The organism is Massilia sp. NBRC 108631, assembly GCF_059704565.1.
In genome coordinates this window covers 1-24,062 of record NZ_BAAKJE010000116.1, presented here as the reverse complement: position 1 = coordinate 24,062, position 24,062 = coordinate 1, and the positions used below count along the sequence as shown (strand labels likewise).

Here is a 24,062-nt window from a genome sequence, read left to right as displayed (position 1 = left end):
TTTATCGCTGCTTTATCGCTGCTTTATCGCTGCAACGGCTTGCACTGGCGCAGTTCGCACTTGGCAAGATAGGCCTTGCCGTCGCCGCAGGCCATGCGGTATACCTCGACCGGTCCGGGTTCGGACACCAGCCCCGCACCGGGGCCGCCGTTGCCGTCGCAGCCAGCCTTGCGGGCCATGCGTTCCACCGTGGCCGACGACATGCCGGCCCGGAACGCCACCTTCTCGATCTCCACCCCGTCCGCCATGACGCGCTTGCTGCCGTCGCTGGCCAGTTCGGACACCACCGGCTTGCGCACCGTTGCCGCGCGGCGTGCCGCTTCCGCTTCCTGGTCCTTGTCCTTGCCGAACGGCAGATAGGAACAGGCACTCAACATCACAACGTTCAGCAACAGCAACGGCAACAGCAAGCGTTTCATAAGTGTCCTGGGGGGGAAGAATTAGTAGGCCAGCGTGCGCACGCCGTCCGGCGTGCCCAGCAGGCAGACGTCGGCGCCGCGTGCGGCGAACAGGCCGACGGCAATCACGCCGACGATCTGGTTGATCTGCGCTTCCAGCCCTTTCGGATCGGTAATCGCCAGGCCGGCCACGTCCAGGATGTTGCCGCCATTGTCAGTGACGAAAGCCTCGTCGCTGCCCGGCTTGACACGCAGCTTGGGCTGGCCGCCCAGCGCGGCCAGCTGGCGCGCCACGGCGTTGCGCGCCATCGGCAGCACTTCCACCGGCAGCGGGAACTTGCCCATCACGTCCACCAGCTTGGAACCGTCGGCGATGCAGACGAACTTCTTCGATACCGACGCGACAATCTTCTCGCGCGTGAGCGCCGCGCCGCCGCCCTTGATCATGGCGCCCTGCTCGGTGATCTCGTCGGCGCCATCGATGTAGACGGCGATCTCGGCCACGTCGTTCAGGTCCAGCACGGGAATGCCGTGGCCGGCCAGCCGCGCGGCGGTCGCCTCGGAGGACGCAACGGTACCCTTGATCTGGTGCTTGATCTTGGCCAGCTCATCAATGAAGAAATTGGCGGTCGAGCCGGTGCCGACGCCGATGATGTCGCCTTCCACGTAGGCGATGGCGGCGCGGGCTACTGCTTGTTTCAGTTCGTCTTGGGTCATGGTAAAAGTATTAAGAAGGGAAGATCGGATTGCCGCTATTTTAGCGGATCGCCACCGACAACACTCGCAGAACCCCGGTCGGTATGCGAAAATGGCATCCCAGACAATAGCCCGCAGGATCGCTCATGGAGTCCGTCCAACAGATACTGATCGTCGACGACAGCCGCGTTTCGCGCCTGATGGCACGCCAATACATCCTCAGCATGCATGCCGACTGGATCGTCGAGGAAGCCGCCTCGGGTGAAGAAGCGCTGCAGAAAGTGGCCAGCTTCACCCCTGCCCTGGTGCTAATGGACGTCAATATGCCCGGCATGGGCGGCCTGGCCGCCGCCGAGCAGCTGCGCGCCCTGCTGCCACTGGCCCACATTTCGCTGCTGACCGCGAACGTGCAAAGCGCTACCCGCAACCGCGCGGCCGAAATCGGCGTCGGCTTCATGGAAAAGCCCATCACCGAGGCCCGCATCGCCCAGCTGATCGCGCCGCTGGAGGCATGAAGATGCCCTTTTCCCTGTCCGAACTGGAACACGACGCGCTGGTGGAGATCTTCAACATCGGCGTCGGCCAGGCTGCCGCCGCCATGAGCGGCATCGTCAACGAAGCCGTGACGATGTCGGTGCCTTCGATCAGCTTCCTGAACCGGGCCGACGCGGCCGCCCTGCTGGGCCACCGCGACGAACAGCGCGAGCGCATCTGCGGCGTCAGCCAGCACTATGCGGGCGCCTTCCAGACCGAAGCCATCCTCATGTTCCCCGAGGACAAGAGCCTGGAAATCGTGCGCCTGATGGTCGGCGAGCTGGTGCCGCTGTCCGAGCTGACCGAGATGGAACAGGAGGCCATGAGCGAGATCGGCAACATCATCCTGAACTCCTGCATCGGCACGCTGGCCAACATCTTCGAGCAGGAGCTGCAAGGCTCGCTGCCGGTGTACCACGTCGGCACCAGCGAAGACATCCTGAACGCCTCCGGCACGGCAGCCGCATCGGTGGTGATGATGCTGCACATCGACTTCATCCTTGAAATGCACCAGATCCACGGCTACGTCGCGTTCATCCTCGACGTGTCCGCGCTGCACGACCTGAAGCAGCAAATCAACCTGTACCTGCGTCGCGTGACGGGCCAAGGCTGACGATGGCAGTGGAAGCAAACCGTCTCAGCCTGCTGGAAAGCGTGCTGGCCGCCGTGCACGTCGGCGCGATTGTCCTGGACGGTGCCGGCCGCATTGTGCTGTGGAACCGCTGGATGGAGCAGTACTCCGCCATGCCCGCCAGCGAAGTGCTGTGCCGCGAGTTCTACGCGCTGTTCCCGGAAATGCGCAGCCAGCGCATCGGCATGGCGATCCAGCAGGCGCTGGCCAGCAACTTCCCGTCGCTGCTGTCGCAAACACTGAACAAGTCGCCCTTCCCGCTGCACGCCGACCGCGCCGCGGCCGAGCGCGGCGAGCGCCTGCAGCAGGCCATCGCGGTCACGCCGGTGGCGGTGGCCGGCGCCGAGCGCCACTGCCTGATACAGGTCACCGACGTCAGCATTGCCGTCAACCGCGAAAAAGTGCTGCGCGAGCAGGCCATGGTGCTGCGCTCGCAGACCTTCTCGGATGGCCTGACCGGAGTGGCCAACCGGCGCCATTTCGACGTCGCCATCGACAAGGAACAGCGGCGCGCCAAGCGCAACGGCGCCAACCTGTCGCTGCTGATGATCGATATCGACTGCTTCAAGGCCTATAACGACCACTACGGCCACCAGCAAGGCGACCAGTGCCTGATCCAGGTATCGAACGCGCTGGCGGCCATGCTGCACCGCTCAACCGACCTGCTGGCGCGCTACGGGGGCGAGGAATTCGCCATCATCCTGCCGGACACAGACCCCGACCAGGCCATGATGATGGCCGAGGCATTGCGCCAGCGTGTCCTGGCGCTGGGCATCGAACACCGCTGCGCGGCCGAAGGGCGCCGGCACGTCACGGTCAGCGTCGGCCTGGCCACGCACAGCCCGGCCCAGCCGTTCGACGTCCCCGCCCTGATCGGCGCCGCCGACCGCGCGCTGTACGCCGCCAAGCACGCCGGCCGCAACCGCGTCGCCGCGCACGAGCAACAGGCACTCGGCCGTTGACACACGCCGGGCTGGCCGATTCCAGCGACCACCGGTATCTGGCAAGACGCTAACGCTATGCCATCATGGCATGCTCAAATCCAAACCGAACATTTTGCCAAAGACCAGGGTGACAAACCCCAGGCCCAGGAGCAAGAGCAGGAAGACTGCGGCCACCATGCCGCTGGTGCGCAGCACCGCGCGCCTCTCCATCGCCTTCTCCTTCTCCTTCGCCCCTTGATCGTAATGCCACTTGATGGCGAAGAACATGCCCGTGCCGAGCACGAGCACCTTGAAGGTAACCAAGACTACAGGGATCCAATCCATCATTTTGCGTATTTCCAGGCTATGTGCGGTTGCTGCACGCTCTGCGTCATACTACACAAAAGCAATTTCCATACATTGAGACAAAATGTCCCAGTTGAAAACCACACAAGATGAGAACGGGCCGGGCTGGCGGCTGCGATAGGCCGTGCGGGGCGATGGCCCTGCCCGGACCAGCTGGTCCGGGCAGGGCCATCGGGCAGCCTTAGCGCAGTGCGCTGGCGGCTGTGGCCAGGGCGGTGATGCCGGCCCAGTCGCCGGCTTGCATCAGCTCTTTCGGGGTCAGCCAGGAGCCGCCCACGCAAGCCACGTTCTTCAGTTTCAGGAACTGCGGCGCGGTCTCGATGGAGATGCCGCCGGTCGGGCAGAAGGTGATGTCGCCCAGCGGACCGGCCAGCGCGTTGAGCATGCCCACGCCGCCCGCCGGCACGGCCGGGAACAGTTTCAGCTGCTGGAAGCCCTGCTCGCGCGCGGCCATCACTTCGGACGGCGTCATCACCCCCGGCAGCAGCGGCAGGCCGCTGCTCCTGGCGGCGGCGATCAGCGCCGGGGTCAGGCCCGGCGACACGCCGAACACCGCGCCGGCGTCGCGCGCGGCGGCAAATTCTTCCGGCTGCGTCAGCGTGCCGACGCCGACAATCGCGCCCTCCACCGCCGACATGGCCTTGATCGCGCCCAAGCCGTGCTTGGTGCGCAAAGTGACTTCCAGCACGCGGATGCCGCCCGCCACCAGCGCCTTGGCCAGCGGCACGGCGTGCTCGGGATCGTCGATCGCAATCACGGGGATCACGGCGGAGGTGCGCATAATGTCCAGCAGGGTCATGGTCAGTCCTTCTTCATCGAGAAATCTTCATCGGAGCCGGGCACGGTGTTGCCCACCGTGTTGCCGTCATGCAGGGAGACAGTAGTCGGAATCGGCGACGGCAGCGAGAACGTGGTGGCACCCTTCTCTGCTTCGCATACGCTGTTGCGGAACATGGCGAACAGCTCGCGGCCCATGCCCACGCCGTTCGGCGACAAGTCGGCCGTGGCCAGCGAGCGCGCATGCCACACGTCGCTCGGCACCAGCGCTTCCAGCGTGCCGGTGAAGGCGTCCACGCGGATGATGTCGCCGTCGCGCACCAGGCCGAGCGGTCCGCCGGCCAGGATCTCGGGCGACACGTGGATGGCCGCCGGCACCTTGCCGGACGCGCCCGACATGCGGCCGTCCGTCACCAGCGCCACCTTGCGGCCGGCATCCTGCAAATTGGCCAGCGCCGGGGTCAACGCGTGCAGTTCCGGCATGCCGTTGGCGCGCGGGCCCTGGAAGCGCAGCACGGCCACGAAGTCGCGGTCCAGGCTGCCGGCCTTGTAGGCGGCCATGAAGTCTTCCTGCGAATTGAACACCAGCGCCGGCGCTTCCACCGTGCGGTGCTCTTCCTTCACGGCCGACACCTTCATCACGGCGCGGCCCAGGTTGCCCTGCACCAGCACCATGCCGCCGTCCGGCGAGAACGGGTTGCTGTGCTTGCGCAGCACCTTCTCGTCGCCCGATTCGGCCACGGCGTCTTTCCACACCACACCGTCGTTGCTCTGGTTCAGGAAAGGCTCGGTGCAGTGCGCGCGCAGGCCATTGCCCAGGATGGTGGTCACGTCGTCGTGCAGCAGGCCCGCGTCCAGCAGTTCGCGGATCACGAAGCCGGTGCCGCCGGCGGCGTGGAAGTGGTTCACGTCGGCGTCGCCGTTCGGGTAGATGCGCGTGAGCAGCGGCACCACGGCCGACAACTCGTCGAAGTCATTCCAGTCGATCACGATGCCGGCCGCCTTGGCGATGGCCACCAGGTGCAGCGTGTGGTTGGTGGAGCCGCCGGTGGCCAGCAGGCCCACCACGGCGTTGACGATACATTTCTCATCGACGATGCGGCCCACCGGCAGGTACTCGCCCTGCTCGGTGATTTGCGCGGCGCGCTGGGCCGCGGCGGCGGTGAGCGCGTCGCGCAGCGGCGTGTTCGGCGTGATGAAAGCGGCGCCAGGCAGGTGCAGGCCCATTACTTCCATCAGCATCTGGTTGCTGTTGGCGGTGCCGTAGAAGGTACAGGTGCCGGCGCCGTGGTAGGACTGGGACTCGCCTTCCAGCAGTTCGTCGCGGGTGGCCTTGCCTTGCGCGTAGCGCTGGCGGATGGCGGCCTTTTCCTTGTTGGACAGGCCGGTGGTCATCGGACCGGCCGGCACGAACACCGCCGGCAGGTGGCCGAAGTGCAGCGCGCCGATCAGCAGGCCAGGCACGATCTTGTCGCACACGCCCAGGTAGACGGCGGAGTCGAACATATTATGCGACAGGGCGATGCCGGTCGACATGGCGATGGCGTCGCGCGAGAACAGCGACAGTTCCATGCCGGGCTGGCCCTGGGTCACGCCGTCGCACATGGCGGGCACACCACCGGCGAACTGCGCCACCGCGCCGACCTTGCGCACGGCATCCTTGATGATGGCCGGGAAGCCTTCGAACGGCTGGTGCGCCGACAGCATGTCGTTGTAGGCCGAAACGATGGCCACGCTGGGCTTCTTCAGCTCTTTCAGCGCCAGCTTGTCGTTGGGTGGAAAAGCGGCGAATCCGTGCGCCAGGTTGGTACACGCCAGCACGCCGCGCTGCGGGCCTTTGACGCGCGCCGCCTCCAGGTGGGCCAGGTAAGCGCCGCGCGAAGGCCGGGAGCGCTGGATTATCCGTGCTGTTACGGTTTCAAGTACAGGATGCACCGCCATGATCGTTCCTTATGAAGTAATTGCATGAAATTTTACTACAAAATTAGCAGAACGCACGCCCTTTCTTATCAATACAGGTCTGCCGCGCCCCCGATTCCCGGCCGTGGAATACGCTCCGTAGCCCGTCCAATTGAACATTTGTAGTGAATTTACCTGTTTTTCCTGTATTATGGACAATATCCCCCAAACCAGAGCCGACACATTATGCGCCAGCCCGCCCTCACCACCACCGCCGCCTACCAGGCCCTCGCCGCCCACCACATCGACATCCAGGACAAGACGCTGCGCCAACTGTTCGCCGCCGATCCCAAGCGCTTCGAACGCATGTCGCTGGACGCCGCCGGCCTGTACCTGGACTATTCGAAAAACCGCCTGACGGCCGACACCATCGCCCTGCTGGCCAACCTGGCCCGCACGCGCGGCGTGGAGCAGCGCCGCGACGCCATGTTCGCCGGGGAAAAAATCAATACTACCGAAGGCCGCGCCGTGCTGCATACGGCGCTGCGTATGCCGCGCGGCAAGGCATTGAATGTGGCGGGCCAGGACGTGGCGGCCGACGTGCACGCGGTGCTGGACCGCATCCGCGTGTTCAGCGACAAGGTGCGCAACGGCTCCTGGCTGGGCCACAACGGCAAGGCCATCACCGACATCGTCAACATCGGCATCGGCGGCTCGGACCTGGGCCCGAAAATGGCCTGCCTGGCGCTGCGCTCCTACTCGCACCCGCGCCTGAAGATGCACTTCGTTTCCAACGTGGACGGCCACGACATGGAAGCCACGCTGGCGCAGGTGAACCCGGACAGCACGCTGTTTATCGTCGCCTCCAAGACCTTCACCACCGCCGAGACCATGCTCAACGCCCAGACCGCGCGCAGCTGGTTCCTGCAGCACGGCACCGAGGCCGCGCTGGCCAAGCACTTCGTGGCCGTGTCCACCAACACGCAGGCAGTCACCGCCTTCGGCATCGACCCCGACAACATGTTCCCGTTCTGGGACTGGGTCGGCGGCCGCTACTCGGTGTGGTCGGCCATCGGCCTGCCGGTGGCGCTGGCGGTGGGCTTCGGCTACTTCAGCGACTTCCTGGCCGGCGCGCACGAGTTGGACGAGCACTTCCGCAGCGCGCCGCTGGAGCAGAACCTGCCGGTGCTGCTGGCCATGATCGGCTTCTGGAACCGCCAGTTCCTGGGTTGCGCTTCCCTTTCCATCGCCCCCTACCACCAGGACCTGAACCGCTTCCCGGCCTACCTGCAGCAGCTCGACATGGAAAGCAACGGCAAGCGCGTCACGCGCAACGGCGCCGCGCTGGACACGCCGACCTGCCCGGTGGTCTGGGGCGAATGCGGCACCAACGCGCAGCACGCCTACTTCCAGCTGCTGCACCAAGGCACCGACATCGTGCCGATGGACTTCATCGCTGCGCTGCGCCCGACCCACGACCTGCCCGACCACCATGACGCGCTGCTGGCCAACTGCTTCGCGCAGTCGGAAGCGTTCATGACCGGCAAGACCGAGGATGAAGTGCGCGCCGAACTGAAAGCGCAAGGCCTGGCGCCCGAGCAGATCGACCAGCTGGCGCCGCACAAGACCTTCCCCGGCAACCGCCCGTCCAACACCATCCTGGTGGACGTGCTGAGCCCCGCCGCGCTGGGCGCGCTGATCGCGCTGTACGAGCACAAGACTTTTGTGCAAGGCGTGCTGTGGGACGTGAACAGCTTCGACCAGTGGGGCGTGGAGCTGGGCAAGGTGCTGGCCAAGAACATCCAGTCCGAGCTGACGGGCGAAGCGCAGCCCGCGCGCCACGACAGCTCCACCAACGGCCTGATCGCGCTGGCCAAGGCCGCGCAGAACCTGCGCTAAGGACAGCGACATGAGCTATCACGTGGAAGCATTCAGCGCCGGCGCCATGCTGGTGGGCGAGAGCCCGCTGTGGCATCACGCCGAACAGACCCTGTACTGGGTGGACATCGAAGGCTTCGCCATCCACAGCCTGAAGCCGGCCACCGAGGAGCACCGCAAGTGGCCAATGGCCAGCGAGCCCTCGGCACTGGCGATTGCCGGCGGCGGCGGCCTGGCCGTATCCACCCGCGCCGGCTTCATGCACCTGAACACCGGCGACGGCAGCTTGACCGCCATCGCGCCGGCGCCGTACGACACCGCCACCACCCGCTTCAACGACGGCAAGGTGGACGCGGCCGGCCGCTTCTGGGTCGGCACCATCTACGAGCCGCGCGACAAGCAGGCCGCCGAGATGTTCGTGCTGGAACGCGGCGTGGTGCGCACCGCCTGGTCGGGCGGCATGACCAACTCCAACGGCCTGGCCTTCAGCCCGGACGGCCGCGCCATGTACCACGCCGACACTGCCGCGCACCGCGTCACGCGCTACGACTACGACCTGGCCAGCGGCACGCCATCCAACCCGCAAGTGCTGCACCAGTTCTCGGCCGACAAGGCCAGCAACTACGGCGGCCGCCCGGACGGCGCGGCGGTCGATAGCGAAGGCAATTACTGGGTGGCGATGTTCGAAGGCGGCCGCATCGCCAAGCTGTCGCCCTCGGGCCAGCTGCTGGGCGAGATTGCGCTGCCGGTGCGCTGCCCGACCATGGTGGCCTTCGGCGGCGCCGACCTGAAGACACTGTACATCACCAGCGCCAGCAAGCGCCCCGCTGAAGAACTGGCCCAGCACCCGCTCAGCGGCCATGTGCTGCAAGTGCGCATGCAAGTCCCAGGAATGCCGGCTCCAGCCTACATCGGGTAGGCAAGGTAGGCCGAACAGCAGCCACTCCCCGCCGCAATGTAGTAAATTTTCTTGATTTATCGATTTTTGTGTAGTAAATTTTCACAACCTGCAGCACAACTTTTGCGATCCCACACATATTATGGCTCTTACCGATTTTGATCTGGTTCTGTTTGGCGGCAGCGGCGACCTGTCGATGCGTAAACTCCTGCCCGCGATGTACTCCCGCGACGTCTGCGGCGACCTGCCCCCGACTGCGCGCATCATCTGCGTCGGCCGCCAGGAGTCCAGCCAGGAAGAGTTCATCAATGTGGTCAACACCACGTCCAAGCCGCTGATCAAGTCGCCCGAGGTCACGCCGGAAGCGTGGGCCCGCTTCACAGCGCGCATCGTCTACGTGTCGCTCAACGCCACCGACGCCGGCACTTACGGCGCGCTGGTGGACTCGCTGCGCGAAGACCCGGCCATCACCCGCGTGTACTACCTGGCCACGCCGCCGGCCATCTTCTCGCAGATCTGCGACAACCTGAAGGATAACGGCCTGGTCACCAAGAACTCGCGCGTGGTGCTGGAAAAGCCGCTCGGCCGCGACCTGGCCTCGGCCAAGCAGATCAACGCCGAAGTAGGCCAGGTGTTCGAGGAATCGCAGATCTACCGTATCGACCACTACCTGGGCAAGGAAACCGTGCAGAACCTGCTGGCCCTGCGCTTCGGCAACATCCTGTTCGAGCCGCTGTGGCGCCGCGAATGGATTTCGGACGTGCAGATCACCATTGCCGAGAAGCTGGGCGTCGGCAACCGCATCGGCTACTACGACACCTCGGGCGCGCTGCGCGACATGCTGCAGAACCACCTGCTGCAGCTGCTGTGCATCGTGGCCATGGAGCCGCCGACCTCGATCGCGCCCGACGCCGTGCGCGACGAGAAGCTGCAGGTGCTGCGTTCGCTGAAGAAGTTCACCCCCGCCACGCTGGCGCAGAACATCGTGCGCGGCCAGTACCGCGCCGGCCACGTGGACGGCCAGGCCGTGCCGGGCTACCGCGACGAGCCGGACGCGCCGCAGAAATCGCGCACCGAGACCTTTGTCGCCATGAAGGCTGAAATCGACACCTGGCGCTGGGCCGGCGTGCCGTTCTACCTGCGCACCGGCAAGCGCATGGCCGATTCGCTGGCCGAGATCGTGGTGCGCTTCAAGCAGATTCCGCACTCCATCTTCAACCAGCCGACCAACAGCTTCCAGCCCAACTGCCTGGTGATCCGCTTGCAGCCGGACGAAGGCCTGCGCATGAACCTGATGGCCAAGACGCCGGGCGAAGGTATGCGCCTCAAGCCTGCCGAGCTGGAACTGGACTTCCGCGAAACCTTCAAGTCGCCGCGCATGGACGCCTACGAGCGCTTGCTGCTCGACGTGCTGCGTGGCCAGCTGACGCTGTTCATGCGCGGCGACGAACTGGAAGCGGCGTGGGAGTGGGTGGAGCCTATCCTGAACCACTGGGAGCAGGACGAGGGCGCGCCAACGCCGTACGCGTCCGGCACCTGGGGCCCGGCCGCCGCCAGCGCACTGATCGGACGCGACGGCCTGCAGTGGCGCGAAGAAGCCCTGCCTGAAGACTAAAAAAGTGCAGCGCAAGGAGTCTGGCCCTGCAGGGCCAGACCGTTCCGCAGGCGCGGTGCAGTGCACCGCGAAACCCCTGCTTCACCATTGCCTGAAGACTAAGGAAGACCAAGCCGTGCTACTCGATTCCATCCGCACCCAGCTCGACTCGCTCTCCAAATCGGAGCGCAAGGTCGCGCTGGCGGTGCTGGACCACCCGGACCTGATCGTCGACCAGAACATCACTGCGCTGGCGCGCGCCGCGCAGGTGTCCGAACCGACCGTGGTGCGCTTTTGCCGCACCCTGGGCTACGACGGCTGGCACGAGTTCAAGCTGAAGCTGGCGCAGGGCCTGGCCCTGGCACTGCCCGGCCTGAACGAGCAGCCGGCCCAGGACGACCTGGCGGCGGACCTGGTCAACAAGATTTGCAGCCGCTCCATCAACACCCTGCTGGACCTGCGCAACAACCTCAAGCCGGAAGCGATCCAGCAGGCGCTCGACATCCTCAAGCGCGCCAACAAGATCGAATTCTACGGCCAGGGCACGTCGGGCATCGTGGCGGCGGACGCGCAGCACAAATTCTTCCGCTCCGGCGTGCCGACCGTGGCCTACGCCGACCCGTCGATCCACAGCATTGCCGCCGCCCTGCTGCGCACCGGCGACGCGGTGGTGGCCATTTCGCAGCGCGGCAACAGCCCGGCGCTGGTACGCTCGGTGAAGCTGGCGCGGCGCGGCGGCGCCGACGTGATCGTGCTGGCGCCGTCCGGCACGCCGCTGGCCGAACTGGCGACGGTGCTGATCCCGATCGACCTGATCTTCAACATCGACCCCTACACGCCGATTTCGGCGCGCCTGGCCTACCTGGTGGTGATCGACGTGCTGGCGGTCGGCCTGGCCCTGCAGCGCGGCCCGGAATTCCGCAAGAAGATGCAGAACGCGCAGAAAGCGCTGCAGGAATTCGACCTGCAGTTCGACTCGTTTATCGGCTGAGCCTTCAGAAGTGGTTGCGCAGCAGTACGCCCAGCAGCAAGCCGCTGTTGGCCATGATGTAGCCGATGATCCAACGCCGCTCGCGGCCCATTTCGTAGATCAGGGCGTCTAGGCGTTCGGTCTGTTTGCTTAGACCCTGCTGGAAATCCGTGTGCTGCTCCTGCAACGCCTGATGAAACTCGCTGCGCTGCTCCTGCAACGCCTGATAAAACTCGCTGCGCTGCTCCTGCAGCGCCTGATGGAATTCGCTACGCTGGTCCTGCAAACCTTGGCGAACCTCGGCACGCAGGCCGTCGAGCGCCTGCGTGAATTCAATGCGCATCGCATCCACCGAACGCTGCAACGGGCCCAGCGCCATGACGACATTGTCCATATTGACCTTCAGCCTCACGATACGGCTCTCTGGTCCATGTTCGTCACCGGTGCTAACTCTGTCAAGCGGCGGGGAATTCATTTTGCGCTCCTGTCCGGCAGATCCCTCCATCGTGCCCTCCATGCGGAAAACGATTTTGACAAGGCGCAAACACGTGCAATTCAGCCGCCGCCTATGCCTTCCGTGATCCTGCCGCTGCCGCCGCACTCGGAACAAGGCTGGCCGCCGGCCAGCTTGCCGGTGCCACGGCAGGCAGGGCATACGTCCTCGCCGGTGCCTGGGGTGCCCGGCGCGGCGTCGTCGCCGGGCTCGATGTCGGGTTTGTCGTTGTTGACGTTGCTCATGGCCGCCTCCTTGCGCGTGTGATCGGACGTCCAGCCTACCGCCGGCGGCGCGCGCCATCTGCGCGCCAGTTCACACAGGCCACACGGGTGGCGGCCATGATCAGCAGCATTCCCCGCGCGTCTTGTAGGTCAGTACCGGCCGGCTCTTTGCCATCACCCGCACCAGCCCGGCGCCCTCCAGGCTGGCCAGCACCGAACCGGCATCCTTGTACGCTTGCGGCGCCTCCTCGTAAATCAGCGCGCGGTCGGCGCAAATCACGCGGCCACCGAACGACGTGCGCGCCAGCTGCGCCGGAGTGGCCTTGCGCACCAGCCGGTCCTTGCAATCGCCGCGCGCCCACTTGCGGCCGGCGCCGTGGGCCAGCGACTGCAGGCTGACGCTGTCGGCCACCGGCAGCGGCCGGATCAGGTAGCTGTGGTCGTCGCGCGAGCCCGGCAACAGCACCGGCCCCGCGTCGGCCGGGTTGGCGCCCTTGCGGTGCAGCCAGCCCTGCTCGCCTTCGATCACGTCCGCCGCGATCAAGTTGTGGTGCACGTCCAGCACCGGCAAGGCCTGGCAGCGCAGCCGCTGCCGCACGCGCAGCGCTATCATTTTCCGGTTCAGGCGGGCGAACGCCAGCGCCGCGTCGTGCTGCAGCAGGTAAGCCTGCGCGGCCGGCGTATCCTGCTCCAGGCCGGCATGGCCGTGCGCGTCCACGTGCGCGCGCAGCACCGCGCCGCCCAAGCCGCGCGAACCGCTGTGCACCACCAGCTGCAAGGCCCGGCCCACCAGCCCGGCGCCTTCGAACAGCGCCGGTTCGTCCACCTGCACCACCGCCTGCAGCTCGACGAAATGGTTGCCCAGGCCGATGGTGCCCAGCGCGCGCATGCAGGCCGGGTCCAGGCCCGCCAGCCGCAGCCGGCCCGCCAGCGCAGCCAGTTCAGCGACCAGCCAGGGCGCCACCACCTGCAGCCGGTCCAGCTCGTCCGCAGCGGGCGGCGCGTCCAGGCTGCCGATCTGCTTGTCGAGCTTGTCGAGGCTGACCTTGCCGACCGCCAGATCGGTCTGCCACAGCCCCACACCGCAGCCGATGTCGCCGCCGCACAAGGCAGGATAAAACCGTCCCACCGAGAAAAATGCCGCGCCGACCGGGTAACCGCGCCCCGGATGCAGGTCAGGCAGGCCCACTGCGCGGCGCATGCCGGGCAGCTGGGAAGTGATGGCCAGCTGCTGCAGTGCAGCATCCTCCAGCCACAGTTTGTCCGACGCGACCACGGCGGCGCGGTCGGATACCACACGAATGTATTTGCCCATTCTGTATTTCCATAAAAGATGCTCAGGAAATGGGCTGCTGGCGATGACTAGCGCGTGACGCGGAGGGATGCCAGGCCCATCGGGAAAGTATCGAGTTGTGCATGAATCATAAAAACTCCTTTCTGGGGGATAAGGGCACTGGTTGAAGGGAAGTCAATATTACCCTAGCCACATGTGTTTGACACACCGCAGCAAAAATATTTAACAGTGTTTCATTTCCTGCCTGCCCTGACATTTTTACAAAGTTGCCCTTGTGAGTGCCGGTTTTTCTTACACTGACGCCGCGAAGTTTTCCCCCGATGAACTTAACTTGATGATTATCAACATCAATTTATTTCTGGCACGGCGATTGCATAGAGTTCCGTACTCCCAACAACTGTTAATGGAACGGAACATGAAAAAACTACTCACCACCAGTGTATTGGCCGCCATCGGTTTGTTGGCTGCCCTGCCCGCATCGGCCACGACGATCGCCTACACCAGCACGGTCACTGCGACCAACACGACTTACGCGAAGACCCTGACCTTCGACATCAACAACCACGCCTTCCTCGGCAGCGGCGTGCTGGACTGGACTTTCCTGTTCAATCCAAGCTTCAGCCTGCTGGGCACCAGCATCAGTGAAGCCAAACTGTACGTCTCGGCGCGCCAGGCCACCGGCGCCAACGACTTCATGTCGGTCAACAGTTCGCCGCTGGTCGGCGCGCTGCTGGCAGGAAACGGCAACAATCCGATCGAGACCGAATACAACTTGCTCTCGCTGTTCAACACCAACAATACCTGGTCCGCCGGCAACCCGCTGTCGCTGGCGATGCAGCTGAACTATGCCCAGCCGGCCTCGCCGAACAACAAGGCGATGACGCTGGAATATGCGCGCGTCAGCCTGAAGTTCGCCGACATCACCAACAACACCAATAACAACGGCGGTGGAGGCGGCAGCGGCAACGCCGTGCCGGAACCCGGCACCGCCGCCCTGTTCGGCCTGGGCCTGGCCGGCGCCCTGCTGGCACAGCGCCGCCGCCGTCAGGCATAAGCACCTCAAGCTTGAGCGCCAAGGCCAGGCACCAGGCCTGGCACGCAGCGCTGCTGCCGCGGGAGAGGATTGTGTACAATATGCTACCCAAGTCCTCAACCTCAGCAGCAGCCCTGCGCGCAACCATGAACCAACTCGAACAGCTCAAGCAATACACCACCGTTGTTGCCGATACCGGCGATTTCCAGTCGATCAAGGCCTACACCCCGCGCGACGCCACCACCAATCCGTCGCTGATCCTGAAAGCCGTTCAGAAAGACGAGTACAAGCCGCTGCTGCAAAAAGCGGTGCAGGACAATCCGAACGCTGCCACCGGCGACATCATCGACCACCTGCTGATCGCCTTCGGCACCGAAATCCTGAAGATCATCCCGGGCCGCGTCTCCACCGAGATCGACGCCAAGCTGTCCTTCGACACCGAAGGCAATGTGGCCAAGGGCCGCGAGCTGATCGCGCTGTACGAGAAGGCCGGCATCCCGCGCGAGCGCGTGCTGATCAAGATCGCCTCCACCTGGGAAGGCATCCAGGCCGCCCGCATCCTGGAACAGGAAGGCATCCGCTGCAACATGACGCTGCTGTTCTCGCTGAGCCAGGCCATCGCCTGTGCCGAAGCGGGCGCCCAGCTGATTTCGCCTTTCGTCGGCCGTATCTACGACTGGTACAAGAAGAGCACCGGCATCGACTACGCGGGCGCGGAAGACCCGGGCGTGCAATCGGTCAAGCGCATCTACAACTACTACCGCAAGTTCGGCTACGACACCGAAGTGATGGGCGCGAGCTTCCGCAACACCGGCCAGATCCTGGAACTGGCCGGCTGCGACCTGCTGACCATCAGCCCGGACCTGCTGCAAGCGCTGGCCGACGCCAATGCACCGGTGGAGCGCAAGCTGAGCGCGGACGCCAGCGCCAATGCCACCGTCGGCAAGATCGCCGTCGATGAAAAGACCTTCCGCTTCATGATGAACGAAGACGCGATGGCCACCGAGAAGCTGGCAGAAGGCATCCGCGCCTTCTGCGCCGACTCGGGCAAACTGAAGCAGATCATTTCCGGCATGCGCTGATCGCGCGCGGCGCAATACGGCGAAAAAAGGCCAGGCCCACCGACGTGCGCCTGGCCTTTTGTATCTTTCAACGCGGAAATTTGTACAAAACGTTACATTTGACACTGTTATACAATGGCCGGCACTGCCTTTGTAAATAGAACAAGCTAAGGGCAAGCACCTAGAAAACCTCAACATTACCTCCAGAGACATCTATGAGATCAGTCCCACGCTGCACTCCCGTCGCCGCCGCCATCATCACTCTCTCCATGCTGGCTGCCTGCGGAAAGAAAGATGACAAAGCCGGCGCCGCCCCACCGCCACCGCAAGTCGCCGTCTACACAGTCGCCCCCGCCACCCTCACCCTCTCCACCGAACTGCCAGGCCGCCTCGAAGCATCGCGCGTGGCGCAGGTGCGCGCGCGCACGCCCGGCATCGTGCTGCAGCGCGTGTACAAGGAGGGTTCGGACGTGAAGGCCGGCGAGATCCTGTTCCGCATCGACCCGGCGCAATTCCAGGCGTCCTACGACAGCGCTCAAGCGGCCGTGGCCAAAGCCGAAGCCAACCTGGCGCAGGCCGAGCTGAAAGTGAAACGCTACAAGCCGCTGCTGGCCGCGCAGGCCGTCAGCAACCAGGAATACGACGACGCGGTCACGGCGCAGAAACAGGCCGCCGCCGACCTGGCCACCACGCGCGCCGCCCGCACCACCGCCGGCCTGACGCTGGGCTACGCCACCGTGACCTCGCCGATCTCCGGCCGCGTGGGCCGCGCGCTGGTGACCGAGGGCGCGCTGGTGGGCCAGGGTGAAGCGACGCCGATGGCGACCGTACAGACGCTCGATCCGATCTACGTGACCATCACCCAGTCGTCCACCGAAGTGCTGCGCCTGCAGCGCGCGCTGGCGGCCGGCAAGCTCAAAGGCGCAGGCAACGGCGCCGCCAAAGTGACCCTGGTGACCGAGGACGGCCAGCCTTATCCGCAGTCGGGCAAGCTGCTGTTCTCGGACGTGGCGGTGGACGAAACCACCGGTTCGGTGGCCATGCGCGCCGAGTTCCCGAACCCCAACCGCACCCTGCTGCCGGGCATGTACGTGCGCGCGCGCCTGGAACAGGCGGTCAACGAAGCCGCGCTGCAAGTGCCGCAGCAGGCCGTGGTGCGCGGCCCGGAAGGCGCCACCGTGATGGTGGTCGGTGCGGACAACAAGGTCACCGCCGTGCCGGTCAAAGCCGATGCGGCGCAGAACGGCAGCTGGATCGTCAGCTCCGGCCTGAAAGGCGGCGAGCGCGTGATCGTGGAAGGCTTCCAGAAGACCAAGCCGGGCGGCACCGTTACGCCGGCGCCGTGGCAAGGCCCGGTTGCCGCCACGCCGGGCGGCGCGCCTGCGGCGCCAGCGCCGGCATCCGCGCCGGCCGCAGCAGCGCCGGCCGCCGGCAAGTAACCGGGAGCTCAGATGGCAAAATTCTTCATCGACCGCCCCGTCTTCGCGTGGGTGATCGCCCTGTTCATCCTGCTGGGTGGCGCACTGGCGATTACCATGCTGCCGGTGGCGCAGTACCCCACCATCGCGCCGCCGTCCATCGTCATCAGCGCCAACTACCCGGGCGCCACCGCCCAGGTGCTGGACGACGCGGTCACCAGCGTGATCGAGCAGGAAATGAACGGCGCCGACGGCTTGCAATACGTCGAATCGCAGAGCGAAGCCAATGGCTCGGTCTCGATCACCGTCACCTTCCTGCCCGGCACCAACCCCGACCTGGCCGCCGTGGACGTGCAGAACCGCATCAAGCGCGTCGAATCGCGCCTGCCGCAGGCAGTCACCCAGCAGGGCGTGCAGGTCAACAAGTCGCGCTCCAACATCCTGATGTTCGTGGGCGCCTCGTCCAGCGACGGCAAGATGGATACCGCCGCCATCGGCGACTACCTGGCGCGCAACGTGGTCAACGAGATCAAGCGCCTGCCCGGCGTGGGCCAGGCCCAGCTGTTCGGCACCGAGCGCGCCATGCGCGTGTGGGTCGATCCGGCCAAGCTGGTGGGCTACAAGCTGACCATGGCCGACGTCACCGCCGCCATCCGCGCGCAGAACGCGCAGGTCGCCGCCGGTACCTTGGGCGACCTGCCTGCGCCGCGCTTCCAGACCTACTCCGCGCCCGTGGTGGTGCAGGGCCAGCTCACCTCGCCCGAGGAATTCGGCAAGGTGGTGCTGCGCGCCAGCGGCACCGGCGCCACCGTGCGCCTGTCGGACGTGGCCCGCATCGAAATGGCCGGCGCCAACTTCAACATCAGCGCGCGCCTGAACGGCAAGCCCTTCGTCGCCATCGCCGTGCAGCAGTCGCTGACCGGCAACGCGCTGGCCACTGCGGAACTGGTGCGCAACAAGATGGAAGAGCTGTCCAAGTTCTTCCCGCCCGGCCTGACCTACACCGTGCCGTACGACACCTCGCTGTTCGTCAAGATCTCGATCGAGGAAGTGGTCAAGACGCTGCTGGAAGCGGTGCTGCTGGTGTTCATCGTGATGTACGTGTTCCTGCAGAACTTCCGCTACACCCTGATCCCCACCATCGTGGTGCCGGTGGCCCTGCTGGGCACCTTCGCCGTGATGCAGCTGGCCGGCTTCTCCATCAACGTGCTGACCATGTTCGGCATGGTGCTGGCGATCGGCATCCTGGTCGATGACGCCATCGTGGTGGTCGAGAACGTGGAACGCATCATGAGCGAGGAAGGCCTGTCGCCGCGCGACGCCACGCGCAAGGCCATGTCGCAGATCACCGGCGCCATCATCGGCATCACGCTGGTGCTGATCGCCGTGTTCATCCCGATGGCCTTCTTCGGCGGCGCCGTGGGCGCGATCTACCGCCAGTTCTCGCTGTCCATGGTGTCGTCCATGGTGTTCTCGGCGCTGATGGCGCTGACGCTCACGCCGGCGCTGTGCGCCACCATCCTGAAACCGGTGGAAGCGGGCCACCACCACGAGAAGAAAGGCTTCTTCGGCTGGTTCAACCGCGGCTTCGCCAGGACCGCCACCGGCTACCAGGGCGTGATCGCGCGCATGCTGGGCCGCACCGGCCGCTACATGGTGATCTTCCTGCTGATCTGCGGCGTGGTGGGCTGGCTGTACGCGCGCCTGCCGTCGTCCTTCCTGCCGAACGAAGACCAGGGCTACATCATCACCAACGTGCAGCTGCCGCCTGGCGCTTCCAAGAGCCGCACCGAGGCGGTGCTGGCCAAGGTGGAAGAGTACATGGCCAAGCAGCCCGGCGTGGCGCGCACCATCGCCGTGGCAGGTTTCAGCTTCTCGGGCAACGGCCAGAACGCCGGCCTGGTGTTCGTGCCGCTGAAGGACTGGAGCGAGCGCGGCGCGGAAGACTCGGCCGACAAGATCGCCGGCCGCGCCTTCGGCGCGCTGTCCGGCATCGCCGACGCCATTGTCTTCCCGCTCAGCCCTCCGCCGATCCGCGAACTGGGCAACGCCACCGGCATCACGGCGCGCCTGCAGGACCGCAGTTCGCAAGGCCACGCGGCGCTGGTGGCCGCGCGCAACCAGCTGCTCGGCCTGGCCGGCAAGAGCCCCATCCTGGCCGGGGTGCGCCCCGAGGGCCTGGAAGACGCCCCGCAGCTGCAGGTGGACGTCGACCGCGACAAGGCCAACGCCCTCGGCGTGGCCTTCGCCGACATCAATAGCGCGCTGTCGGTGGCCTTCGGCTCCAGCTACGTCAACGATTTCACCAGCAGCGGGCGCCAGCAGCGCGTGGTGGTGCAGGCCGACGCGCCGCAGCGCCTGCAGCCGGAAGACTTGCTGCGCCTGAACGTGCGCTCGGCGTCCGGCTCCATGGTGCCGCTGTCCTCGTTCGCCACCTCGCGCTGGATCAACGGTCCGGTGCAGCTGGTGCGCTACAACGGCTATCCCGCCATCAAGCTGACCGGCAACGCGGCTCCCGGCCGCAGCACCGGCGAGGCGATGGACGAGCTGGAACGCCTGGCGCAGCAGCTGCCGCCCGGCTTCGGCATCGAATGGACCGGCCAGTCGCTGGAGGAAAAAACCTCCGGCTCGCAGGCGCCGGCGCTGTTCGCGCTGTCCATGCTGGCGGCCTTCCTGGTGCTGGCCGCGCTGTACGAGAGCGAATCGATCCCGGTGGCGGTGCTGCTGGTGGTGCCGCTGGGCGTGCTGGGCGCGCTGCTGGGCGCCACCATCCGCGACCTGCCGAACGACGTGTACTTCAAGGTGGGCCTGATCGCGATTATCGGGCTCTCGGCCAAGAACGCGATCCTGATCATCGAGTTCGCCAAGGACCTGCAGGCGCAGGGCAAGGGCCTGGTGGAAGCGACGCTGGAAGCGGTGCACCTGCGCTTCCGTCCCATCATCATGACCTCGCTGGCCTTCATCCTCGGCGTGCTGCCGCTGGTGGTGGCCTCCGGCGCCGGTTCGGCCAGCCAGCGCGCCATCGGCACCGGCGTGATGGGCGGCATGATCACCGCCACGGTGCTGGCGGTGTTCCTGGTGCCGGTGTTCTTCGTCGTGGTGCGCAAGATATTCAAGGGAAGCGAACGCCAGCGCCGCCTGGCCGCGCATGAACTCGACCTTCCGGAGAAAAAAGCATGATGAAAACCAAACACAAGCAAAGCGTCCTGGCTGCCGCAGCCGCGCTGCTGCTGTCGGGCTGCTCGCTGGCGCCCACCTACCAGCGCCCCGCGGCGCCGGTAGCGGCGGCCTACCCTGCCGTGCCGGCGGCCGCCGGCGCCACGGCCAACGCAGCCGCGCCGGCCAGCGCGGGCAAGCCCGCCGCCGACACCGGCTGGCGCGAGTACTTCCCCGACCAGCGCCTGCAGCAGCTGATCGCTACCGCGCTGGAATACAACCGCGACCTGCGCACGGCCGCGCTGCGCATCGAAGAGGCGCGCGCAGCCTACAATATCCAGTCGGCCGACCGCCTGCCCACCCTGAACGGCACGCTGGGCGGCACCCGCGCCCGCACCCCGCGCTCGGTGTCCGCCACCGGCCAGGACATCACCAGCAGCCGCTTCGACGCCGGCCTGGGCATTTCCGCCTTCGAGCTGGACTTCTTCGGCCGCGTGAAAAGCCTGAACGACGCCGCCCTGGCCAGCTACCTGGCCAGCGACGAAGCGCGCCAGGCGGCGCAGATCAGCGTGGTGGCCGAAGTGGCGAAGGCCTACTTCACCGAGCGCGCCTTCGCCGAGCAGTACCGGCTGGCACAGCAGACCTATGAAGCGCGCGCCCGCACCTACAAGCTCACCCAGCAGCGCATGGAAGTGGGCGCGTCCTCGCGCCTGGACCTGCGTTCGAACGAAACGCTGATGGAAACGGCGCGCGTGGCCGCGCTCACCTTGGCGCGCCAGCGCGCGCAGGCTCAAAACGCGCTGACGCTGCTGGTGGGCCGGGCCCCTGCCGCCGATGCCACCGCTGCCGGCGCCATGGCCAGCGACGCCGACATCGACGCCATGAGCGCGGTGCCGGAAGGCCTGCCGTCCGAGCTGGTGGCGCGCCGTCCCGACATCCGCGCCGCCGAGCAGCGCCTGCTGGCGGCCAACGCCAACATCGGCGCGGCGCGCGCGGCCTTCTTCCCGCGCATCAGCCTGACCGCCGCCATCGGCAGCAGCAGCCCGGACATCTCCGGCCTGTTCGACAGCGGCACCGGCAGCTGGTCCTTCGTGCCGCAGCTGGTGCTGCCCATCTTCGACGCCGGCCGCAACCGCGCCAACCTGAACCTGAGCGAAGTGCGCAAGAACATCGCCGTGGCCGACTACGAGAAGACCATCCAGACCGCCTTCCGCGAAGTGGCCGACGCGCTGGCCGCGCGCAGCTACCTGGGCGACCAGGTGGCGGCGCAGCGCGCCGTGCAGGATGCGCAGGCGGACCGCCTGAAGCTGCTGCAGCTGCGCTTCGAGAACGGCGTGGCCAGTTCGCTCGACGTGCTCGACGCGCAGCGCGAACTGTTCAGCGCCGAGCAGTCGCTGGTGCAGGCGCGCCTGCTGCGCACCACCAGCGCCATCGACCTGTACCGCGCGCTGGGAGGCGGGTTGAAATAATGGCGTCGCCCATCATCATCCGCCTCGGCGGGCGGGCGCGCCTGCGCATCGCCGCCGAAGGCATGCAGGCGGCCGACGTGGCCATCGTCCCGGCGGCGGCGGGCGGGCCGAAAGGCCTGATCCTGCACGGCCTGGACCGCTGGCTGTTCGGCGACTTCCTGAAACGGGCGCCGCGCCAGCGCCGCCTGATCGGCGCCTCCATCGGCGCCTGGCGCATGGCCGCCGCCGCCTTCGACGATCCGGACACGGCGCACAAGCGCCTGGCCCATCTGTATGCGCACCAGCGCTACCCGGCCAAGGTGGATGCGGCCTACGTCAGCAACACCTGCCGCGCCCTGCTTGACGAACTGCTGGACGGGCGCGGCGCCGAAGCGCTCGACAGCCCGCGCTACTCGCTGTCCATCATCACCGCGCGCGGCGCCGGACCGCTGGCGCAGGCGGCCGGCAGCCGCTGGCGCGAGCTGGCCGGCTTCCTGCGCGCCGCCGCCGGCAACGCCGTCTCGCGCAGCCGCCTGGCCAGCGCCATGGAACGCGTGATCTTCCACGACGCGCGCGACGGCCAGGACTGGCTGCGCCAGCGATTCGACGCCTTCGCCAACCACTTCGTCGGCCTGTCCGAACACAACCTGCGCGACGCGCTGCTGGCCTCGGGCTCGATTCCCATGGTGCTGCAGGCGGTCGCCGGCATCGCCGGCGCACCGGCGGGCGCCTACTGGGACGGCGGCCTGATCGACTACCACCTGCACCTGCCCTACCAGCGCGACCCCGGCCTGGTGCTGTACCCGCACTTCAGCGACTACATCGTGCCCGGCTGGCTGGACAAGTCGATGCCGTGGCGCCGCGCCCGCGACGCCGCGCTGGAGAACGTGATCCTGGTCTCGCCATCGCCGGCCTTCCTGGCCACACTGCCGAACCGGAAAATGCCGGACCGCGCCGACTTCAAGTTCTACGGCCAGAACCACGACACCCGCATCCGCGACTGGACCCGCTCCATCGGCGAAAGCGAACGCATGGCCGAAGCGTTCGCGCGCTGGAGCGAGAAGCCGGACTTGTCGCAAACGTCAGCATTCTAAAAAGGCCACCCGCGCTGTTGTAAAAAGCGGCTGCGCCAGTGCGCAACAGTTGCCCCCGGCGCGGCTATCGGCGCATACTCGTCGGTGCCGGTTGGCAAGAGACACGAGGGAGCGTCCAATGAATTTCCTGACCAATATGCGTATTGCCACCCGGCTCGCGGCCGGCTTCACCATCGTGCTGGCGCTGTCGGTGGTGGCCACCGGCTACGCCCTGGTGCACGCCCGCGCCAACGCCGAGGCGACCAAGCAGATGATGGCCAACCCGCTGGCCACCGAGCGCCTGGTATCGGACTGGTACGTGCTGATCTACTCGGCCATCGCGCGCACCGCGCTGTTTTCCCGCACCACCGACGAGCAGTTGCCCGTGGTGTTCGCCGACGTGGTGGCCGACAGCACCAAGCGCGGCTCGGCACTGATCAAGAAAATCGAAGAGCTCCTCGACACCGACGAGGAACGCGAAATCATGAAGACCATCGTCGGCCTGCGCAATCAGTACCAGGACGCCAAGAACAAGGTGATGGACGCCAAGAAGGCCGGCAACGCCGCCGAGTCCGAGCGCGCCTTCAAGGAAGTGTTCTCGCCGGCGGCCGATGCCTACCAGAAGCGCGTGCTGTTCCTGCTGGAGCACCAGCGCAAGGACATCGACGACACCGCCAAGGCCATCGACGCGGCCAACAGCCGCAGCACCATGCTGATGTCCCTGATGGGCGTGCTGCTGGTGGCGGCCGGCGCCGTGGCCGCCTACATCATCTCGCGCAGCATCACCCAGCCGCTGCGCTCGGCGCTGGCGGTGGCCTCGACCGTGGCGCAGGGCGACCTGACCACCAGCTTCAGCCAGGACAAGGCGCGCGACGAAATCGGCGAGCTGATGACGGCGCTGCACACCATGAACGACGCGCTGCGCAACGTGGTCAGCCAGGTGCAGACCGGCACCAACGCCATCGCCAGCGCCTCCAGCGAGATCGCCTCCGGCAATATGGACCTGTCGACCCGCACCGAAGAACAAGCCAGCTCGCTGGAGGAAACCGCGTCGTCGATGGAGCAACTGACCGCCACCGTGCGCCAGAACGCCGACAGCGCGCGCCAGGCCAACCAGCTGGCGCAGGCCGCCTCCGAAGTGGCGGTGAAAAGCGGCGTCATCGTCGGCCAGGTGGTCGACACCATGGGCGCCATCGACGCTTCGGCGCGCAAGATCGTCGACATCATCGGCGTCATCGACGGCATCGCCTTCCAGACCAACATCCTGGCCCTGAACGCGGCGGTGGAGGCGGCGCGCG

At 66.3% G+C, this 24,062-nt stretch carries 22 protein-coding genes; 14 read left to right on the top strand and 8 right to left on the bottom strand.

Annotated elements, in window-relative coordinates:
• Positions 1-23: 23 nt before the first annotated feature.
• Complete coding sequence (locus AC6H42_RS13180) at positions 24-419, bottom strand: hypothetical protein (RefSeq protein WP_057157610.1); 396 nt, start codon at positions 417-419, stop codon at positions 24-26.
• Between the two features lie 21 nt (positions 420-440).
• A complete protein-coding gene (gene rpiA, locus AC6H42_RS13175) occupies positions 441-1,115 on the bottom strand; it encodes a ribose-5-phosphate isomerase RpiA (protein ID WP_057157609.1) in 675 nt (224 codons plus the stop codon).
• A 125-nt stretch (positions 1,116-1,240) separates the two neighbouring features.
• On the opposite strand from rpiA, the gene AC6H42_RS13170 reads away from it, so the two are divergent.
• Genes AC6H42_RS13170 through AC6H42_RS13160 form a run of 3 tightly spaced genes read left to right on the top strand, consistent with a single transcriptional unit; the run spans position 1,241 to position 3,221 of the window.
• The gene (locus AC6H42_RS13170; protein WP_057157608.1) at positions 1,241-1,609 is read left to right on the top strand and encodes a response regulator; all 369 of its coding nucleotides are present in this window, start codon (positions 1,241-1,243) and stop codon (positions 1,607-1,609) included.
• On the top strand, positions 1,606-2,241 hold the full coding sequence (locus tag AC6H42_RS13165; RefSeq protein WP_057157607.1) for a chemotaxis protein CheX: 636 nt from the start codon (positions 1,606-1,608) through the stop codon (positions 2,239-2,241). The genes AC6H42_RS13170 and AC6H42_RS13165 overlap by 4 nt, the downstream gene beginning before the upstream one ends.
• Before the next feature lie 2 nt (positions 2,242-2,243).
• Positions 2,244-3,221 (top strand): sensor domain-containing diguanylate cyclase, encoded by a 978-nt coding sequence (locus tag AC6H42_RS13160; protein WP_057157606.1) that lies wholly within the window; start codon positions 2,244-2,246, stop codon positions 3,219-3,221.
• Positions 3,222-3,284: 63 nt separating this feature from the next.
• Here AC6H42_RS13160 and AC6H42_RS13155 read toward each other — a convergent pair whose 3' ends face one another.
• The 3 genes from AC6H42_RS13155 to edd all read right to left on the bottom strand — a co-directional run bounded on the left by AC6H42_RS13155 (position 3,285) and on the right by edd (position 6,266).
• Positions 3,285-3,530 carry a hypothetical protein gene (locus AC6H42_RS13155; RefSeq protein WP_497548237.1) on the bottom strand — a complete coding sequence of 82 codons (246 nt, stop codon included), beginning with the start codon at positions 3,528-3,530 and terminating at the stop codon, positions 3,285-3,287.
• A 199-nt stretch (positions 3,531-3,729) separates the two neighbouring features.
• Positions 3,730-4,347: a bifunctional 4-hydroxy-2-oxoglutarate aldolase/2-dehydro-3-deoxy-phosphogluconate aldolase gene (eda, locus tag AC6H42_RS13150; RefSeq protein ID WP_497548236.1), complete on the bottom strand. Its 618-nt coding sequence runs from the start codon at positions 4,345-4,347 to the stop codon at positions 3,730-3,732.
• A gap of 2 nt (positions 4,348-4,349) precedes the next feature.
• On the bottom strand, positions 4,350-6,266 hold the full coding sequence (gene edd / locus AC6H42_RS13145; RefSeq protein ID WP_497548235.1) for a phosphogluconate dehydratase: 1,917 nt from the start codon (positions 6,264-6,266) through the stop codon (positions 4,350-4,352).
• Positions 6,267-6,470: 204 nt separating this feature from the next.
• Here edd and pgi point away from each other — a divergent pair, with 204 nt between their 5' ends.
• The 4 genes from pgi to AC6H42_RS13125 all read left to right on the top strand — a co-directional run bounded on the left by pgi (position 6,471) and on the right by AC6H42_RS13125 (position 11,585).
• Positions 6,471-8,123, top strand: coding sequence for a glucose-6-phosphate isomerase (gene pgi, locus AC6H42_RS13140; RefSeq protein WP_497548234.1), 1,653 nt, complete (start codon positions 6,471-6,473; stop codon positions 8,121-8,123).
• 10 nt (positions 8,124-8,133) lie between these two features.
• On the top strand, positions 8,134-9,021 hold the full coding sequence (locus AC6H42_RS13135; protein WP_497548233.1) for an SMP-30/gluconolactonase/LRE family protein: 888 nt from the start codon (positions 8,134-8,136) through the stop codon (positions 9,019-9,021).
• Positions 9,022-9,142: 121 nt separating this feature from the next.
• Positions 9,143-10,615, top strand: coding sequence for a glucose-6-phosphate dehydrogenase (zwf, locus tag AC6H42_RS13130; RefSeq protein WP_057157600.1), 1,473 nt, complete (start codon positions 9,143-9,145; stop codon positions 10,613-10,615).
• A 115-nt stretch (positions 10,616-10,730) separates the two neighbouring features.
• A complete protein-coding gene (locus tag AC6H42_RS13125; protein WP_057157599.1) occupies positions 10,731-11,585 on the top strand; it encodes an SIS domain-containing protein in 855 nt (284 codons plus the stop codon).
• A 4-nt stretch (positions 11,586-11,589) separates the two neighbouring features.
• On the opposite strand, the gene AC6H42_RS13120 is transcribed toward AC6H42_RS13125, so the two are convergent.
• From AC6H42_RS13120 to AC6H42_RS13110, 3 genes are all read right to left on the bottom strand, one after another.
• Positions 11,590-12,039, bottom strand: a complete 450-nt coding sequence (locus AC6H42_RS13120; protein WP_497548232.1) for a hypothetical protein — start codon at positions 12,037-12,039, stop codon at positions 11,590-11,592.
• A gap of 80 nt (positions 12,040-12,119) precedes the next feature.
• A complete protein-coding gene (locus AC6H42_RS13115) occupies positions 12,120-12,302 on the bottom strand; it encodes a hypothetical protein (RefSeq protein ID WP_057157597.1) in 183 nt (60 codons plus the stop codon).
• Between the two features lie 100 nt (positions 12,303-12,402).
• Positions 12,403-13,596, bottom strand: a complete 1,194-nt coding sequence (locus tag AC6H42_RS13110) for an RNA ligase RtcB family protein (RefSeq protein WP_497548231.1) — start codon at positions 13,594-13,596, stop codon at positions 12,403-12,405.
• 394 nt (positions 13,597-13,990) lie between these two features.
• On the opposite strand from AC6H42_RS13110, the gene AC6H42_RS13105 reads away from it, so the two are divergent.
• The 7 genes from AC6H42_RS13105 to AC6H42_RS13075 all read left to right on the top strand — a co-directional run.
• Positions 13,991-14,629 carry a PEP-CTERM sorting domain-containing protein gene (locus AC6H42_RS13105; protein WP_497548230.1) on the top strand — a complete coding sequence of 213 codons (639 nt, stop codon included), beginning with the start codon at positions 13,991-13,993 and terminating at the stop codon, positions 14,627-14,629.
• 125 nt (positions 14,630-14,754) lie between these two features.
• Positions 14,755-15,690: a transaldolase gene (gene tal / locus AC6H42_RS13100; protein ID WP_057157594.1), complete on the top strand. Its 936-nt coding sequence runs from the start codon at positions 14,755-14,757 to the stop codon at positions 15,688-15,690.
• A 194-nt stretch (positions 15,691-15,884) separates the two neighbouring features.
• The gene (locus AC6H42_RS13095) at positions 15,885-17,108 is read left to right on the top strand and encodes an efflux RND transporter periplasmic adaptor subunit (RefSeq protein WP_497548229.1); all 1,224 of its coding nucleotides are present in this window, start codon (positions 15,885-15,887) and stop codon (positions 17,106-17,108) included.
• A gap of 12 nt (positions 17,109-17,120) precedes the next feature.
• The gene (locus AC6H42_RS13090; protein WP_497548228.1) at positions 17,121-20,267 is read left to right on the top strand and encodes an efflux RND transporter permease subunit; all 3,147 of its coding nucleotides are present in this window, start codon (positions 17,121-17,123) and stop codon (positions 20,265-20,267) included.
• Positions 20,264-21,712 (top strand): efflux transporter outer membrane subunit, encoded by a 1,449-nt coding sequence (locus tag AC6H42_RS13085; protein ID WP_057157591.1) that lies wholly within the window; start codon positions 20,264-20,266, stop codon positions 21,710-21,712. Before AC6H42_RS13090 ends, AC6H42_RS13085 begins: the two co-directional genes overlap by 4 nt.
• The gene (locus tag AC6H42_RS13080) at positions 21,712-22,785 is read left to right on the top strand and encodes a patatin-like phospholipase family protein (RefSeq protein ID WP_497548227.1); all 1,074 of its coding nucleotides are present in this window, start codon (positions 21,712-21,714) and stop codon (positions 22,783-22,785) included. Before AC6H42_RS13085 ends, AC6H42_RS13080 begins: the two co-directional genes overlap by 1 nt.
• Before the next feature lie 118 nt (positions 22,786-22,903).
• Positions 22,904-24,062: methyl-accepting chemotaxis protein (locus tag AC6H42_RS13075; RefSeq protein WP_497548226.1), on the top strand; the 1,159-nt coding region annotated here is incomplete at its 3' end.

What these genes read in the sequence shown, in the direction of transcription:
- zwf (WP_057157600.1), top strand. Translation starts at nt 9,143, where the DNA reads ATGGCTCTTACCGATTTTGATCTGGTTCTGTTTGGCGGCAGCGGCGAC.
- AC6H42_RS13105 (WP_497548230.1), top strand. Translation starts at nt 13,991, where the DNA reads ATGAAAAAACTACTCACCACCAGTGTATTGGCCGCCATCGGTTTGTTG.
- rpiA (WP_057157609.1), bottom strand. Translation starts at nt 1,115, where the DNA reads ATGACCCAAGACGAACTGAAACAAGCAGTAGCCCGCGCCGCCATCGCC.
- AC6H42_RS13080 (WP_497548227.1), top strand. Translation starts at nt 21,712, where the DNA reads ATGGCGTCGCCCATCATCATCCGCCTCGGCGGGCGGGCGCGCCTGCGC.
- eda (WP_497548236.1), bottom strand. Translation starts at nt 4,347, where the DNA reads ATGACCCTGCTGGACATTATGCGCACCTCCGCCGTGATCCCCGTGATT.
- AC6H42_RS13115 (WP_057157597.1), bottom strand. Translation starts at nt 12,302, where the DNA reads ATGAGCAACGTCAACAACGACAAACCCGACATCGAGCCCGGCGACGAC.
- AC6H42_RS13110 (WP_497548231.1), bottom strand. Translation starts at nt 13,596, where the DNA reads ATGGGCAAATACATTCGTGTGGTATCCGACCGCGCCGCCGTGGTCGCG.
- pgi (WP_497548234.1), top strand. Translation starts at nt 6,471, where the DNA reads ATGCGCCAGCCCGCCCTCACCACCACCGCCGCCTACCAGGCCCTCGCC.
- AC6H42_RS13160 (WP_057157606.1), top strand. Translation starts at nt 2,244, where the DNA reads ATGGCAGTGGAAGCAAACCGTCTCAGCCTGCTGGAAAGCGTGCTGGCC.
- AC6H42_RS13085 (WP_057157591.1), top strand. Translation starts at nt 20,264, where the DNA reads ATGATGAAAACCAAACACAAGCAAAGCGTCCTGGCTGCCGCAGCCGCG.
- AC6H42_RS13180 (WP_057157610.1), bottom strand. Translation starts at nt 419, where the DNA reads ATGAAACGCTTGCTGTTGCCGTTGCTGTTGCTGAACGTTGTGATGTTG.
- AC6H42_RS13135 (WP_497548233.1), top strand. Translation starts at nt 8,134, where the DNA reads ATGAGCTATCACGTGGAAGCATTCAGCGCCGGCGCCATGCTGGTGGGC.
- AC6H42_RS13120 (WP_497548232.1), bottom strand. Translation starts at nt 12,039, where the DNA reads ATGAATTCCCCGCCGCTTGACAGAGTTAGCACCGGTGACGAACATGGA.
- AC6H42_RS13165 (WP_057157607.1), top strand. Translation starts at nt 1,606, where the DNA reads ATGAAGATGCCCTTTTCCCTGTCCGAACTGGAACACGACGCGCTGGTG.
- AC6H42_RS13090 (WP_497548228.1), top strand. Translation starts at nt 17,121, where the DNA reads ATGGCAAAATTCTTCATCGACCGCCCCGTCTTCGCGTGGGTGATCGCC.
- AC6H42_RS13170 (WP_057157608.1), top strand. Translation starts at nt 1,241, where the DNA reads ATGGAGTCCGTCCAACAGATACTGATCGTCGACGACAGCCGCGTTTCG.
- edd (WP_497548235.1), bottom strand. Translation starts at nt 6,266, where the DNA reads ATGGCGGTGCATCCTGTACTTGAAACCGTAACAGCACGGATAATCCAG.
- AC6H42_RS13095 (WP_497548229.1), top strand. Translation starts at nt 15,885, where the DNA reads ATGAGATCAGTCCCACGCTGCACTCCCGTCGCCGCCGCCATCATCACT.
- tal (WP_057157594.1), top strand. Translation starts at nt 14,755, where the DNA reads ATGAACCAACTCGAACAGCTCAAGCAATACACCACCGTTGTTGCCGAT.
- AC6H42_RS13155 (WP_497548237.1), bottom strand. Translation starts at nt 3,530, where the DNA reads ATGATGGATTGGATCCCTGTAGTCTTGGTTACCTTCAAGGTGCTCGTG.